General features: G+C 56.0%; 13 protein-coding genes. 7 read left to right on the top strand and 6 right to left on the bottom strand.

What is annotated here, in order from left to right:
* The first annotated feature begins 10 nt into the window (after positions 1–10).
* The 7 genes from atpA (at position 11) to EBAPG3_RS01170 (ending at position 8,726) form a co-directional block, all read left to right on the top strand.
* Entirely contained in the window at positions 11–1,552 is a 1,542-nt protein-coding gene (gene atpA, locus EBAPG3_RS01200; RefSeq protein WP_004180851.1) for a F0F1 ATP synthase subunit alpha, read from the top strand.
* 3 nt (positions 1,553–1,555) lie between these two features.
* Positions 1,556–2,437: a F0F1 ATP synthase subunit gamma gene (gene atpG, locus EBAPG3_RS01195; RefSeq protein ID WP_004180850.1), complete on the top strand. Its 882-nt coding sequence runs from the start codon at positions 1,556–1,558 to the stop codon at positions 2,435–2,437.
* 29 nt (positions 2,438–2,466) lie between these two features.
* Complete coding sequence (gene atpD, locus EBAPG3_RS01190; protein ID WP_004180848.1) at positions 2,467–3,846, top strand: F0F1 ATP synthase subunit beta; 1,380 nt, start codon at positions 2,467–2,469, stop codon at positions 3,844–3,846.
* Positions 3,847–3,913: 67 nt separating this feature from the next.
* The gene (locus EBAPG3_RS01185) at positions 3,914–4,333 is read left to right on the top strand and encodes a F0F1 ATP synthase subunit epsilon (protein ID WP_004180846.1); all 420 of its coding nucleotides are present in this window, start codon (positions 3,914–3,916) and stop codon (positions 4,331–4,333) included.
* A gap of 476 nt (positions 4,334–4,809) precedes the next feature.
* Positions 4,810–6,189, top strand: coding sequence for a bifunctional UDP-N-acetylglucosamine diphosphorylase/glucosamine-1-phosphate N-acetyltransferase GlmU (gene glmU / locus EBAPG3_RS01180; protein WP_004180844.1), 1,380 nt, complete (start codon positions 4,810–4,812; stop codon positions 6,187–6,189).
* A 68-nt stretch (positions 6,190–6,257) separates the two neighbouring features.
* Positions 6,258–8,102: a glutamine--fructose-6-phosphate transaminase (isomerizing) gene (gene glmS / locus EBAPG3_RS01175; protein ID WP_004180843.1), complete on the top strand. Its 1,845-nt coding sequence runs from the start codon at positions 6,258–6,260 to the stop codon at positions 8,100–8,102.
* 312 nt (positions 8,103–8,414) lie between these two features.
* Entirely contained in the window at positions 8,415–8,726 is a 312-nt protein-coding gene (locus EBAPG3_RS01170; RefSeq protein WP_151898838.1) for a hypothetical protein, read from the top strand.
* A gap of 157 nt (positions 8,727–8,883) precedes the next feature.
* Here the strand turns inward: EBAPG3_RS01170 and EBAPG3_RS01165 are convergent, their stop codons facing one another.
* From EBAPG3_RS01165 to EBAPG3_RS01140, 6 genes are all read right to left on the bottom strand, one after another.
* Positions 8,884–10,107: an ABC transporter permease gene (locus EBAPG3_RS01165; protein WP_004180837.1), complete on the bottom strand. Its 1,224-nt coding sequence runs from the start codon at positions 10,105–10,107 to the stop codon at positions 8,884–8,886.
* Positions 10,104–10,838, bottom strand: coding sequence for an ABC transporter ATP-binding protein (locus EBAPG3_RS01160; RefSeq protein WP_004180835.1), 735 nt, complete (start codon positions 10,836–10,838; stop codon positions 10,104–10,106). The genes EBAPG3_RS01165 and EBAPG3_RS01160 overlap by 4 nt, the downstream gene beginning before the upstream one ends.
* The gene (locus EBAPG3_RS01155) at positions 10,838–11,986 is read right to left on the bottom strand and encodes an efflux RND transporter periplasmic adaptor subunit (RefSeq protein WP_004180834.1); all 1,149 of its coding nucleotides are present in this window, start codon (positions 11,984–11,986) and stop codon (positions 10,838–10,840) included. Before EBAPG3_RS01155 ends, EBAPG3_RS01160 begins: the two co-directional genes overlap by 1 nt.
* Before the next feature lie 107 nt (positions 11,987–12,093).
* The gene (locus EBAPG3_RS01150; protein ID WP_004180833.1) at positions 12,094–13,800 is read right to left on the bottom strand and encodes a M48 family metalloprotease; all 1,707 of its coding nucleotides are present in this window, start codon (positions 13,798–13,800) and stop codon (positions 12,094–12,096) included.
* Between the two features lie 195 nt (positions 13,801–13,995).
* Positions 13,996–14,334 carry a P-II family nitrogen regulator gene (locus tag EBAPG3_RS01145; RefSeq protein WP_004180832.1) on the bottom strand — a complete coding sequence of 113 codons (339 nt, stop codon included), beginning with the start codon at positions 14,332–14,334 and terminating at the stop codon, positions 13,996–13,998.
* Between the two features lie 124 nt (positions 14,335–14,458).
* On the bottom strand, positions 14,459–16,075 hold the full coding sequence (locus EBAPG3_RS01140; RefSeq protein WP_004180830.1) for an NAD+ synthase: 1,617 nt from the start codon (positions 16,073–16,075) through the stop codon (positions 14,459–14,461).
* Between the last annotated feature and the right edge of the window lie 5 nt (positions 16,076–16,080).

Below are 16,080 nucleotides of genomic sequence, written 5' to 3'. Positions count from 1 at the left end.
GTTATTTGAAATGCAGTTAAATCCATCCGAAATCAGTGAACTGATTAAAAGTAGAATCGAGGGACTCGCCGTCTCCGCGGAAGTCCGTACGCAGGGCACCATTGTGTCGGTGACTGACGGCATCGTGCGTATCCATGGCCTTTCCGACGTGATGCAGGGCGAGATGCTGGAGTTCCCCGGCAATACTTTCGGTCTTGCGCTTAACCTCGAGCGCGACTCCGTGGGCGCGGTGATCATGGGCTCGTACGAGCACATTACCGAAGGCGATATCGTCAAGTGCACCGGCCGCATCCTGGAAGTGCCGGTAGGCGAAGAATTGATGGGCCGGGTGGTCAACGCGCTGGGGCAGCCGATCGACGGCAAAGGCCCGATAGCTACACAACGCTCGGAGCCGATTGAAAAAATTGCGCCAGGCGTAATCTGGCGTCAATCGGTGAATCAACCGGTGCAGACCGGGCTCAAGTCCATTGACGCCATGGTTCCCATCGGGCGTGGTCAGCGCGAATTGATTATCGGTGACCGTCAGACAGGCAAGACTGCCGTGGCGGTTGATGCGATCATCAATCAGAAGGGTGAGAAGATGGTTTGCATCTATGTCGCGATCGGGCAGAAAGCCTCATCCATCGCCAACGTAGTACGCAAGCTGGAAGAGCATGGGGCAATGGAGTACACGATCGTGGTGGCCGCCACCGCATCCGAATCGGCGGCGATGCAGTTCATCGCGCCTTATTCCGGCTGCACCATGGGTGAATATTTCCGCGATAAGGGTGAAGACGCCCTCATCATTTATGACGATCTGACCAAGCAGGCGTGGGCTTACCGGCAGATTTCGCTGCTGCTGCGGCGTCCGCCGGGACGGGAAGCCTATCCCGGTGACGTATTTTATCTGCATTCACGTTTGCTGGAACGCGCCGCGCGTGTCAGTGCGGCATACGTGGAGAAGGCCACCAATGGCGCGGTGAAGGGCAAGACAGGCTCGCTCACCGCACTTCCAGTGATTGAGACTCAGGCGGGTGACGTAACCGCTTTCGTTCCCACCAATGTCATCTCGATTACCGATGGCCAGATATTTCTGGAAACCGATTTATTCAACGCCGGTATACGTCCCGCGATCAACGCGGGGGTTTCGGTATCGCGCGTGGGGGGTGCGGCCCAGACAAAAGTTATCAAGAAGCTGGGTGGCGGCGTGCGTCTCGCATTGGCTCAATACCGCGAACTGGCGGCGTTTGCGCAGTTCGCCTCGGATCTTGATGAAGCGACCCGCAAACAGCTGGAACGCGGCAAAATGGTGACCGAATTGATGAAACAGGCGCAATATGCCACCTTGAGCGTGTCCGAAATGGCCATTACCCTGTTCGCCGTCAATAAGGGGTATCTGGATGATGTGGAAGTCAAGCGCGCCCTGGCATTCGAATCGGCGCTGAAGGGCTACATACGCAGCAAATATAACGCCATCATGGACAAGATAGAGACCACCAAGGATCTCGACGCGGCTACCGAGAAAGAACTTGATGCCGCGATTCAAGAATTCAAGAAGAACGGAACCTATTAACCGATGGCTGGCAGCAGAGAAATACGCAACAAGATCAAAAGCGTAAAAAATACGCAGAAGATCACGCGCGCGATGGAAATGGTGGCGGCCTCCAAAATGCGCAAGGCGCAGGAGCGCATGAAAAAAGCGCGTCCCTATGGCGAGAAGATTCGCAATGTGGCCGCGCACATGAGCCGTGCCTATACCGAATATCGTCATCCATTTCTGGTGGAGCGCGACACCGTAAAACGGATCGGCATTGTCGTGGTCACATCCGATAAAGGCCTTTGCGGCGGACTCAACACGAACGTGTTGCGCATGGCGGTCAGTAAAATGAAAACGTGGGAAGCGGAAGGCGAACAGATCGAGGCGTGCTGCATCGGCAACAAGGGTTTTGGATTTATGAACCGCCTCGGTGCCAGCGTGATTTCCCATGTCGTAAGCCTGGGTGATACGCCGGATCTGGAGAAACTGATCGGGGCGGTGAAAGTCTTGCTGGATGGCTACACCCAGGACCGTTTCGATCGAGTGTACATTTTTTACACGCGCTTCATCAATACCATGAAGCAGGAACCGGTGATGGAACAATTGCTTCCGCTCTCCGACGAGCGCCTGAAATCCGGCGACGGGCCCACCGGGCAGCGTGGCGTATGGGATTATATTTACGAGCCCGAAGCCAAGCCGGTTATTGATGACATCATGGTGCGGTACGTCGAGGCGCTGATTTATCAGGCGCTGACAGAGAATATGGCATCGGAACAATCAGCTCGCATGGTGGCGATGAAGGCGGCGTCGGATAATGCCGGCAACGTGATCAACGAATTGACGCTGATTTACAATAAGTCGCGCCAGGCTGCCATTACCAAGGAATTGTCGGAAATCGTCGGCGGCGCGGCGGCGGTTTAAATATTTTGATTTAGCATTTAGGGAACAACATGAGCCAGGGAAAAATTGTTCAGTGTATCGGCGCCGTGGTTGACGTCGAGTTTTCGCGGGAAGAGATGCCGAAGGTGTATGACGCGCTGGTGCTGGAAGGTACCGAGCTGACGCTCGAAGTGCAGCAGCAATTGGGTGACGGCATTGTGCGCACGATTGCGCTTGGGTCTTCAGATGGGCTGCGCCGCGGCATGATGGTCACCAACACCGGTGACCAGATTCTGGTCCCGGTCGGCACCAAGACGCTGGGCCGGATCATGGATGTTCTGGGGAGGCCGATTGATGAAATGGGCCCCATTGGCGAGGAAAAGAGAATGTCGATACACCGGAAGGCGCCGGCATTTGACGAGCTTTCCGCGTCCACCGAATTGCTGGAAACGGGTATCAAGGTTATCGATCTGGTCTGTCCCTTCGCCAAGGGCGGCAAAGTGGGGCTGTTTGGTGGCGCGGGCGTGGGCAAGACCGTCAACATGATGGAACTGATTCGCAACATTGCCATCGAGCACAGCGGATTCTCGGTATTTGCGGGCGTGGGCGAACGAACCCGCGAAGGCAACGATTTCTACCATGAGATGAAGGAATCCAACGTGTTGGACAAGGTGGCGCTGGTATACGGGCAGATGAACGAGCCGCCCGGCAACCGGTTGCGCGTGGCGCTGACGGGTCTGACCATGGCGGAATTCTTCCGCGATGAAGGCCGTGACGTGCTGCTGTTTGTCGATAATATCTACCGCTTTACGCTGGCGGGTACCGAGGTATCGGCACTGCTCGGGCGGATGCCATCCGCAGTGGGTTACCAGCCGACGCTGGCCGAAGAAATGGGGCGCCTGCAGGAGCGCATCACTTCTACCAAGTCGGGTTCCATTACCTCGATTCAGGCTGTCTATGTGCCGGCGGACGATTTGACCGATCCGTCGCCCGCCACCACGTTCGGCCACCTGGATGCAACCGTGGTGCTGTCGCGCGACATCGCCTCGCTGGGGATATATCCGGCGGTGGATCCGCTCGATTCCACCTCGCGCCAGCTTGATCCGCTTGTGGTGGGCGAAGAGCACTACAATACCGCGCGCGACGTGCAGCAGACCCTTCAGCGTTACAAGGAGTTGCGCGACATCATCGCCATCCTGGGGATGGACGAGCTTTCTCCCGAAGACAAACTGGCCGTGGCAAGGGCGCGCAAGATCCAGCGTTTCCTGTCGCAACCCTTTAACGTGGCGGAAGTATTCACCGGTTCACCGGGCAAATATGTGTCGCTGAAAGAAACCATTAAAGGCTTCAAGGGTATCGTTGCCGGAGATTATGATCACTTGCCGGAACAGGCTTTCTATATGGTCGGCGGGATAGACGAAGCGGTCGAGAAAGCCAAAACCCTGCAATAGAGGAATTGATTTCATAAACCCGGCTTCTTAAATCAAGTAAGCCAATCAATTGGTAACGGAAAGAAAAATGGGTGTGTTCCACGTCGATATAGTCAGTGCGGAGGAGTCGATCTATTCCGGCCCCGCCGAGTTCCTGGTAGCCCCGGCGGAAGCGGGGGAAGTGGGTATCTACCCGCAACATACGCCCATGTTGACCCGGATCAAGCCTGGATCGGTGCGCATCAAGGCACCATTGCAGGAAGAAGAGCTCGTCTACGTGTCCGGCGGCATGCTGGAAATACAGCCGGACGTCGTAACCATTCTTGCCGATACTGCCGTGCGCGGCGCGAATCTCGACGAGGCGAAAGCCATGGAAGCCAAGAAGCGCGCAGAAGATGCCATGAGGGATCGTTCCTCTTCCATGGATTATGCGCGAGCCCAGGCTGAGCTAAGCGAGGCTATCGCGCAATTGGCGGCAATCCAGAAACTGAGAAAACGCGGGCATTGATCCATTGAGTTCAGATGCAAAGGCGGCGATAGCCGCCTTTTTTATTCTTGGAATAAGCCCCCAGATGTTTGGAAAAACGGATTGCTGACACGGCATTGAAACAGAATCCGCTTAAATTGGATGATCACCAAACGTGGTTGTGATCGAAGTCTTCCAATGCGGCATATCCATGTGAAAGGCGGCGCGGAGTGGGCTGCATTCACGTAAAAGACGCCGGTACTTGGATTTTAAGCGCGCAATGTGATAAATTAACGTCATCTTTTCGGGGGCTGAAACGTTTACAGTTTGTCCACCGAGAAAATACTATGAATTCGTCATTCCGGGCTTGACCCGGAATCCAGCTCAAATCAACAATGATGCGCTTTGTATCTCGCTGGATCAATAGCATTATCCCTGATCTGTTTACCGTCTGCGGCCTATACGCAAAAGAGTAACGCCTGCTGCTTGCAGTAGGGATCCTGACCATTCTTCATTAAATGTCCAAGCTAAATATCGTCATTCTTGCTGCCGGACTCGGCAAACGCATGCACTCGGCACTGCCCAAGGTTTTACATCCGCTGGCCGGAAAATCCTTGCTCGGACATGTGCTCGATACGGCGCGCGCATTATCGCCGCAAAGAGTTTGTGTTGTTTACGGGCATGGTGGCGAGGCTGTGCCCCGGGCGATCGGCGATGAGAGTCTTACCTGGGTGCAGCAGTCGCCACAACTGGGTACCGGCCATGCGTTGATGCAAGCACTGCCGCATCTGGACAATACCGGCATGACGCTTGTGCTGTATGGTGATGTGCCGTTGACCGGAATCGAAACCCTGAAGGGATTGATTGCAATGGCGGGGGAGAAAAATCTGGCCCTGCTGACGGTGGAGCTGGCTGACCCTGCCGGCTACGGCAGAATCGTGCGGGATGAGAGAGAAGCCATCGTTGCCATCGTCGAAGAGAAGGATGCCAGCAAATCCCAGCGGCAAATCCGCGAGATCAATACCGGCATCATGGTGATTCCAAACCAGCATCTCCATGGCTGGTTGCACAAGCTGGGAAACAACAATGCACAAAAGGAGTACTACCTTACCGACATTGTGGCGATGGCAGTCAAGGATGGCGTGAAGGTGGACGCGGCTCACCCAGCTCATGCCTGGGAAACGATTGGCGTCAACAGCAAGACGCAACTGGCGGAGCTCGAGCGTATCCACCAGAATGAATGTGCAAAAAAACTGCTGAATCAGGGGGTCACCCTGGCGGATATGACTCGCATTGATATTCGCGGCCGACTCGATTGCGGCAGGGATGTGGAGATAGACATCAATTGCATTTTCGAAGGCCATGTGCAGCTGGATGATGGCGTGAAAGTGGGCGCTCACAGTATTCTGAGAAATGTCAAAGTTGCGGCGGGGGCAGCGATCGCGCCCTTCAGCCTGATCGAATCCGCCGAAATCGGAAAAAACTGCCGCATTGGCCCTTATGCCCGTATCCGCCCTGGAACAACGCTTGCCAGCGACGTGCATATCGGCAATTTCGTCGAAGTCAAGAACAGCTCCATCGCTGCCGGTAGCAAGGCCAATCATCTGAGTTACATCGGCGACTCCGTGGTAGGCAAGAATGTCAACATCGGCGCCGGGACGATTACGTGCAACTACGATGGTGCCAACAAATACCAGACCATCATCGAGGATGACGTGTTTGTCGGCTCCGATACGCAATTGGTGGCTCCGGTGAGAGTGGCGCAGGGCTCGACCATTGGTGCGGGTTCGACCATCACCAAAGATACGCCACCGGAGACGCTGACCCTGTCGCGCGCCAAACAAATGAGCATTGATGGATGGAAGCGGCCCGTCAAAAAACCGAAGGGCGAGAAGTAAAAACATGAAATGGCGGCATCTTCTCAACCTTGCAATTCTCCGAAACGAAGCAGAAAGGAAATCAATCAATGTGCGGAATAGTCGGTGCGGTAGCCAGAAGTAATATTGTTCCGACCCTGCTGGAAGGCTTGCGCCGTCTCGAATACCGCGGTTACGATTCCGCCGGGCTTGCACTGATGAATGGCGGGTTGCATCGACTGCGCACCACCGGGCGGGTTGCCGAACTCAGCAAGCTTGCAGACGAGCAGGATTTCCATGGCGAGGTAGGCATCGCCCACACTCGCTGGGCGACTCATGGCGCGCCTTCCGAACGCAACGCTCATCCGCATTTTTCCGGCGAAATCTCGAAAGTGGCGGTCGTGCACAATGGCATCATAGAAAATCATGAACCCCTGCGCCAGCGATTGCAGGACGCGGGATATCAATTCACTTCCGATACCGACACGGAGGTTATTGCCCACCTCATCACGTTTAACCTGAGGGAAACCTCAGATCTCTTCGAGGCAGTATGCCGTTCTGTGGACGAATTGCAAGGCGCTTATGCCATCGCCGTCATGGAAGAAGTCGATCCCGAGCGTATCGTCGTTTCCCGCAATGGTGCACCGCTGTTATTGGGATTGAGCGAATCCGGCAACTATGCCGCCTCCGACGCTTCCGCCTTGTTGCAGGTGACCAAGCGCATGATTTATCTGGAAGAAGGCGATGTGGCCGAACTGCGCCGTGACAGCTACCGGATTGTCAGCCTTCATGATGGTGCGCGCAAGGAAGTGGTGCGTCCCATCCATGAAAGCGAACTGACCAACGAAGCCGTGGATATGGGCCCCTACGCCCATTTCATGCAGAAGGAAATATTCGAGCAGCCGGGTGTGGTGGCGAATACGCTGGAAATGGTGCTCAACGCTCAATCCATCTCTCCGAGGCTATTTGGAAGCGAAGCGGAAGATATTTTCAACACGACCGACGGCATTCTGATACTCGCCTGCGGCACCAGCTATCACGCTGGCCTGGTGGCGCGCTACTGGCTGGAAGCGCTGGCGGGATTGACCTGCAATGTCGAGATTGCCAGCGAATACCGCTACCGCCATCCGGTCGCCAGCCCCAAAGCCCTGGTGGTGGGAATTTCCCAATCGGGTGAGACGGCCGATACGCTGGCCGCCCTCAGCTATGCAAAGTCGCTGGGACACCGCCACAGCCTTGCCATCTGCAATGTGGCGGAAAGCGCCCTGGTACGGCAGACCGATCTGCGCTTCCTCACCCGCGCCGGGCCGGAGATCGGTGTCGCTTCCACCAAGGCATTCACCACGCAGTTGGCGGCACTCATGCTGCTTGCCATGACATTGGCGAAACTGCGCGGCAAGCTCTCTGGCGAGGGCGAGCGCGAGATCATCGCCGCCTTGCGGCACCTGCCTGTCGCGCTGCAGCATGCGCTGCAAGTGGAGCCCCAGGTCAAGGTCTGGGCCGAGGGATTCGCCCAGAAACGCCATGCCTTGTTTCTTGGGCGCGGCGTGCACTATCCCATCGCCATGGAAGGCGCGCTCAAACTCAAGGAAATTTCCTACATCCACGCCGAGGCCTACGCTGCCGGGGAATTGAAGCACGGCCCGCTTGCGCTGGTGGACAAGGACATGCCGGTGGTCGCCATCGCGCCCAACGACGCGCTGCTGGAAAAACTCAAATCCAATTTGCAGGAAGTTCGCGCGCGCGGCGGCGAACTTTATGTTTTCGCCGACGCCGATTCCCACATCCAGGAGAGCGAAGGCGTGCATATCATTCGGCTGGCGGAACATGCCGGGTCGCTCAGCCCCATCCTTCATACCATCCCACTGCAATTGCTGGCTTATCATGTTGCGCTGCAAAAAGGCACGGATGTGGATAAGCCAAGGAATCTGGCTAAATCGGTGACGGTGGAGTAACTATCACCCCCGGACTGCGGAGCCCATGAGCACTTGGGGACAGATCACAATTTATTGTGGTTTCCGAGTTGTTCAGAGAAATAAAAACGTCTATCCTTATTATTCCCGGCACGTTTTTGCCTTTGGTCATTGCATCGGATCGGCAACCCTATCGAGAAACGTGAGCTTTAACTGCCGACCCATTAGGTGGATTTATTAACCTGCTGAACGTACCTTTAATAAAAAACAAACATTGAAATTTCGACTCTATTAGGAGTCCGTTGACGTGGGAAACATGGATCCCGGTCAGCCACATGTAACCATGAGGAGACGATGATGAGCAAAACAATTTCAGCATTTGTAACAGGAACCATACTTCTGGTTTCTACCTGCGCCTTGGCAGAAGGAGGGCATGGAGGAGGGCATGGTGGGGATTATGGAGGAGGGCAGATGGCGAATCATGGTGGGGCGCAGACGGGGGGAGGATATGGCAACGCGCAAACTCAAGGTAGGCAGGACGACACTCACCGCGCTGAAAGGTCTCGAGAGAGGGGGATGCCCGGATTAAATCGGGCGGATGACGCAGCCGGTCAGCATGGCAGCGAGGGGCGTGCCAACGCCCGTGCAAATCAATTCAAGAATTAAAATATTCCTCCCGGAAAGAGCCATCAAACCATGACAATAATTATCGCAGAAGGCCCTTCACGAAACAGTTGAGGAAGCAGGAAGTAATTTTTACGTTTCACATCTCTTGCGACGCAGCGGGTATGGCAACGAGGGTAGAGTTCCAGCTTATTGGCCATTATTCATACCGCAACGCTTCCACCGGCTTCAACGCCGCCGCCTTTTTCGCGGGATAAAACCCAAAAAATATCCCCACCGCTGAGGCAAAGGCGAATGCCAGGGCGACCATCCCGAATGTGATCACTACCACCATATCCGTCGCCTGACTCACGGCCCAGGCGCCGCCGATGCCGATGGCAACCCCGATAAGCCCGCCCATGATGCAGATAACCAGCGCTTCCAGCAGGAATTGCGTGAGGATGGCGCGGCGGTTGGCGCCGATGGCCATGCGGATGCCGATTTCTCGGGTCCGCTCGGTGACCGATACCAGCATGATATTCATGATGCCGATGCCGCCCACCAGCAATGATATGGAAGCGATGGAGCCCAGCATGATGGACATGACCTTGGCCGCGCCCGTTGCTACAGCGGCGAGGGCGGCCATGTTGCGCACGGTGAAATCGTTTTCCGTCCCCTCGGCAAGGCGATGGCGCTGGCGCAACAACTGGTTGATTTCGGTTTCGGCTTCATCCATTACTTCGTCCGATCGGCCTTGCACCATCAGGAACCGTATCGTTCCAGGAAACTGGTTGCCGAATATCTGGCTTTGTCCGGTGGTAATGGGAATAAACACGGCGTCGTCCTGGTCGCGCCCATCCAGGCTTTGCCCTTTGGGTGCGAGGACGCCCGCGACCACAAAAGGACTGTTTTTGATGCGGATAGTCTTTCCCGTCGGATCTTCGTCGCCGAAAAGATTCCGGGCGGTTATTTGGCCGAGAATGACAACCCGCGTGGCCGAACGCAGATCGGCCTCGGTAAATAATGCGCCGCTTTCCGCAGGCCAGTTGCGCACACTGAAGTAATCCGGCGTGACGCCCGTGACAGAAGTGCTCCAGTTATTCGCGCCATAATTCAGTTGCGCCGTACCGGTAATGAGCGGTGCGGTTGCCTTGACCGAAGGCAGATGGGCGATGGCTAGCGCATCGCCCATCGTCAGGGTTTGCACGCTGCCAGCGGCGGAACGCAGTGCGCCAGAAGAGGTGGCGCCCGGTACGACGATGAACAGATTGCTGCCCATCGAGCTGATGGCCTGGTTCACCGTGGTTTGCGCACCCTGACCCACCGCGAGCATCAATACCACAGCCGCCACGCCGATGATCATGCCGAGCATGGTCAGGCCGGTGCGCAAACGGTTGAGCCGCAGCGCCCGCAGCGCTTCGCCGATGATGGCGAGAAGACTCATGCGGGCACCCCGCCATCATGCACGATGCGCCCATCCTGCAGGCGAACCAGCCGCCGGGTGCAGGCGGCAATGTCGTCTTCGTGCGTGACAAGCACAATCGTAATGCCCTGCTCGCGATTGAGCTGCTCGAAAATCGCCATGATTTCACGGCTGGTCTGGGTGTCGAGATTGCCGGTGGGCTCATCTGCGAGGATGAGCTGCGGGTTGTTGACCAGTGCGCGGCTGATGGCCACGCGCTGCTGCTGTCCGCCGGAAAGCTGGTTAGGCTGATACGCGGCAAAGTTCCCCAGCCCTGTTTGACGCAAGAGTTCCAGCGCGCGCTTGCGGCTATCCGAGCGGGTCGCTCCGGCATAGAGTAGGGGAGTGGCTACGTTATCCAGGGCCGTCATGCGTTTAAGCAGGTTGAAACCTTGAAACACGAAACCGATGTTGCGATTACGCACGCGGGCGAGTTCATCGTCCGAAAGTGATGCGATATCCCGTCCGTCGAGCCAATAGTGCCCGCTGGTGGGCGTATCCAGGCAACCAAGGATGTTCATCAGGGTGGATTTGCCGGAGCCGGAATGCCCCATGATGGCAACGAACTCTCCTCGATCGATAGTCAGGTTCACGTCGAACAGCACTTGACTGTTGACCGCTCCCCCCCCTTTGACCCCGCTATCCAGACTGTAAATCTTGCTAAGATTCTCAACCTTGAGCAGCGGTTCACCGGAAACGTGTTGCGGAATCATCAGAACATTCTGAATCTGAGTTTACTGGCGGACTTGTCCTTGTCGGCGGTTTCTCGAATGATCAGTTTATCGCCTTGCTGGATCGCGTCTCCCAGGATTTCGGTGAAACTGCTATCGGCAATGCCGGTTTGGATGCTGACGGGGACGGCTTTGCCTTCTTCCAGCCTGTAAACCATTTGCTTGCCAGGTCGCCGCGCCGGGGCCGTGACGGAATCCGTGTCGTTTTCGGCTGGCTTATAGCGCAACGCCGCATTGGGAACCCGCAATACATCTTTTTTCTGGTTGACGGTGAAGCGCACGTTGGCGGTCATGCCGGGGAGCAATACCCCTTCGTTATTTTCCACCGCTACCACCACATTGTATGACACCACATTCTGCTGGATGGTGGGGTTGAGGCGCACCTGTTTCACCGTGCCTGTGAACTCGCGCTCCTGAAAAGCGTCGACGGTAAAGTTGACCACCTGACCGAGATGCAACTGGCCGATGTCCGCCTCCGCCACGCTGGTATCGATCTGCATTTCGCGCAGATCCTTGGCAATTTGGAACAGGACGGGCGTCTGAAAGCTTGCTGCCACCGTCTGGCCAATATCCACGTTGCGCGCGATGACGACGCCGGAAATGGGCGAACGGATCACACTGTAGTTGAGATTGGTACGATCCCGCGCAAGCTGCGCTTCGCTTACCGCGAGCTGGGCGCGAGCGGCTTCGAGTATCTGTTCGACGGCGTCCAGCGCATCCGGAGAGATAAAGCCCTGTTCCACAAGGGCGCGGTTGCGCGCCATTTTGTTATTGGCCAGCTTCAGCGCGGTCCGGGCATTTGCCACATTGGCTTCCGACTGCCGCAACTGGGCCTGGAACAGCGACGGATCGAGCTCAACCAGTATCTGCCCCTCCTCGACCGCATCGTTGAAGTCCGCATATAATCTATATACCGTGCCCGATACCTGGGTGCCCACATTGACCAGCACGACGGGGTTGAGGGTGCCGTTGGCGGAAATATTCTGTATGATATCGCCGTGGTCGACGGCCTGGGTTTTGTAGCGTTCCTGCTTGGAATCGGGTTGTGCTTGCCAGTACCAGAAGCCAGCCAAGGCTGATAGCAGTGCCACGATGAGTATAAGCAGCCTGCCGCGGGGAATAAATGCCATACGTAACTCGGGAAGGGATACCTGGATGGGGAAAAATGAAAGCCGAATGTTACCCGAGTGCGCGCCGTTTAGAAATCATGCTGTAAGCGAGAATGGATTGCCGAGCCTCATTTTTCGTTCTTTTGCGCCTCGGCCAGTATGCGCAATTCCTTGAGGCGCGCCTCCGCGCTGGATTTCTGGTAGAAGTCGCCATCATCGCCTTTCAATGCGATCTGCAGCTGTTCGATAGCGGCATGGACGTTGCCTTGACGCGTATAGACTTCCGCCTGTGCGCGATGCTGCATCATCATGTCCCCGAGCGCACCGTAGCTTTGGGCCTGCAGCCGGTAAAGGCGTATGTCGTTGGGCATATACTGCAATTGCTGATTAACGAATTTGAGCGCCGCCTCGGCGCCATTGCTGCGCAGCAGCGCGTCGGCGTAGTCGTAGACCAATGCCCGGTGCTGGGGATAGGTTCGTAGCGCGGCTTCATAAATATCGAGCGCTTCCGCGGTTTGTCCCATGGCAAGTTTAACCCTTGCCGCAAGGGTTTCGATCATGGCGCTTGGCCGTAATGTTTTACGTGTAATCTGGATCGTGGTACCGAGGCGATGGTTTTCCGAGGTTTTATCCGTGCCGGTGTAATGGTTCGATGAGCGGTGCGGCCGATATATTCGTGGGGCGGTTTTGTAAATATCGAGGGCTTCCGCGGGTTGCCCGATGGCAAGCCGGGCGCGCTCCGCGAGCATCTCGATCATGTCGTTTGACAGTGGAGTCTTATATATATTCTGGGGGGACGAGGCCAGATGGTGATTCTCCAATGCATCATCGGCATCAGACTGCAAGTTTTCATACAATTGCATTAATTCCTTATCTGCGCGTACGAATTTTCTGTCTCGCAACAAGGCATTGATCAGTCCGTAGCGCTCGACCGCCTCGCTGCTATAACGCTTCTCCCGCAAAGCGGAGTCAAAGTATTCAACCGCCTCGCCGGGATTATCCATAGAGGCCCGGAGTTTGGCTCGCACCAGCAGGAAATCCAGGCTGTCGGGCACTTGGCGGTAAGGCAAACTGTGCGTGCGGTTATCAATATCCGCGATCCGCTCATAAGTGATCGGGTGGGTGCGCAGGTAGGACGGCGCCCCATTTTCGCGGAATCGTCCGGCTTTTTGCAAACGCTCGAAAAATTCCGACATCCCGCGGGGATCAAGGCCGGCGCTGATCAGTATATTCAAGCCGATACGATCCGCCTCTTTTTCATGGTCACGGGTGAAATCGAGTTGCGATTGAATCTGGCGGGCCTGCGATCCCACCAGAACGGCTTGCGCCGCCTGAGGATTCGTGCGCGAAGCCAGAACCGCCAATGCAACCGCCGCCAGAGAAGTCAACATGCTGTATCTTTGTCCGGCAATCATGCGCGCGAGATGTTTCTGGGTAACGTGCGCGATTTCATGCGCCATTACGCCAGCCAGCTCCGATTCACTTTGCGCGGTAAGTATAAGGCCGGTATTGAAGCCCATGAAGCCGCCGGGCAGCGCAAACGCATTGATCATCGGATCTTTCACCGCGAAGAACTCAAACTCCTGGTCGGGGCGTGTTTCGCGGGAATTCAGGAGCAGGCGGTTCCCGAGATTGGTGAGATAGCCGGCGACTTCGGCATCGTCAAGATAACCGGCGTCGGCGCGAATTTCGGACATGATCCGCAGTCCAAGTTCCCGCTCCTGCTGTGGGGAAAAAGTGGCCTGGGATGCATCGCCGAGATCAGGCAGTCCCGCGGCAAAAATATTGGCGGGGAACACTAGCGGCAAAGCCGCCATTAAATAGCGAAATTTCATGAGGATAAGATAGCCGGATCCGGGTGAAGTTCCAACACGCCTTGGCGCTTGACAGGGACACATGAGGAGATATCAGTGCAGGGGTACGAAGCTGCACTTCATCAGGGGAGGCGGCTACTGCGGGAACCAGGTGATCCGTGCTACTCCCCTATCTCTCGCTGCCGCGGCATTCCTGAGATGGGCCGGCTCACTGCGCTAAATTGCCGCCTCGCCTATCTCGCCGGTACGGATTCTCACTACCTGTTCTATGCTGGTGACGAAAATCTTGCCATCGCCAATCTTGCCGGTGCGCGCAACGTTAACGATGGTATCGATAACACCGTCCACCAGGGCTTCAGGTACCACTATTTCGATTTTTATCTTCGGCAGAAAATCCACCACATATTCCGCGCCCCGATAGAGCTCGGTATGGCCCTTTTGTCTGCCGAATCCCTTGACTTCAGTGATGGTCAATCCGCTCACGCCGGCTTCATTAAGCGCCTCGCACACTTCGTCAAGCTTGAAGGGTTTGATAATAGCCTCGATTTTCTTCATGATGCGTTACCCTGGTTACCTTGGTTGGATGTTTTTTATAATAAATTGCGGCCGCGATTTGTGCCGACGGTGTGCGGGAGATTATACGGGGTTATGGGAAGCTTGAACGCCGCTTGATTGTCGATTAAAACTCGTCCCGATATTTTGACGTGATCGGGTAACGCCAATCCTTGCCGAAACCTCGCTGTGTGATTCGGATACCCGGCGGGCTCTGGCGGCGTTTATATTCATTCAGACGGATCAGATGCACCACGCGCCGTACGTCCGCTTCGGCATAGTTCATCCCCAGGATTTCCCGCAGCGACAAATTGTGCTCCATGTACGCTTCGACGATGCCGTCGAGCACGTCATAAGGCGGCAAGCTGTCCTGATCGGTCTGGCCGGGACGCAACTCGGCCGAAGGCGCACGATTGATCACACGTTCCGGAATCACATTGCCCAGCGTGTTGCGGTAGCGGCAAAGCCGGTACACGAGGGTTTTGGTGATATCCTTCAGCACCGCGAAGCCGCCCGCCATATCGCCATAGAGCGTACAGTATCCCACGGCTATTTCCGATTTGTTGCCGGTCGTGAGCACAATGGAGCCGTATTTGTTGGATAATGCCATCAGCAGGTTGCCGCGTATGCGCGCTTGCAGATTTTCCTCGGTGGTGTCGGGGCGATTATGATCGGGTGGCTCCGGAAACTCCTTTGCCAGCGTATCCAGGAACTTATCAAATACCGGCTGGATGGAAAGCTCGCTGTAACGTACATTCAATGTCCTGGCCATCGTGCGCGCATCCAGTAAGCTGATATCGGCGGTGAATGGTGATGGCATCATGACCGCTTCCACCCTGTCGGCACCCAGCGCATCGACGGCGACCGCTAGTGTGAGCGCCGAATCCACGCCACCGGAAAGGCCCAGCAGCACGCCCGGTATGCCATTCTTTCCCATATAATCTCTGAGGCCAAGACACAAAGCCTGATAAACGGTTGCTTCCAGTGTTTGCGGTGGAGAGACTTCCCCGCGCATGGGGGTGCCGTTTTGCAATTCGATCAGGCCGAGCGTTTCCGTGAGCTCATCGAATTGATGCGTCAGCTCACCTTTGCCATTCATGGCAAAGGAAGCGCCGTCGAATATCAGCTCATCCTGCGCGCCTATCAGATTGGTATAAATCACGGGCATTCCCGTTTCGCGGATGTGCTGCCGTACAAGCTGATGGCGCAAGGCCTGCTTGCGCATGTGATAAGGGGAGGCATTCAGCACTATCAGCACGTCGGCTCCCGCTCCCCTGGCGCGGGTGACAGCGTCTCCTTGCCAAATATCCTGGCAAATGTTGACACCGAATCTTATTCCCTTCAGCTCGAACAGGCAGGGATCGGAACCCGGTTCGAAATAACGCCGCTCGTCGAATACAGAGTCGTTGGGAAGCTGATTCTTGTGATAGGTGGCGATAATCTTGCCATCGCGTATCACCGAGGCCGCGTTATAGAGCTTGCCGTCCGCGAGATGAGGATGCCCTGCCAGCAGCGTTACCCCACTTACTTCGCTGGCCATGTCTGCAAGCGCTTTTTCGCATGCGAACCGGAATCCGTTGCGCAGTAGAAGATCTTCCGGCGGGTAGCCCGACAGCGCCAGCTCGGGTGTGATAACCAGTTCGGCCCCGGCATCTTTAGCCCGATTGGTGTAGTCGAGGATCTTGCGGATATTGCCGCCAAGATCTCCAACTGTACAATTAATCTGGGCAATAGCGAGCTTCATGATGA

The organism is Nitrosospira lacus, from assembly GCF_000355765.4.
Classification (GTDB): Bacteria; Pseudomonadota; Gammaproteobacteria; order Burkholderiales; family Nitrosomonadaceae; genus Nitrosospira; species Nitrosospira lacus.
The sequence above is the reverse complement of the archived record's forward strand: the minus strand, read 5'-3'. Positions and strand labels throughout refer to the sequence as shown.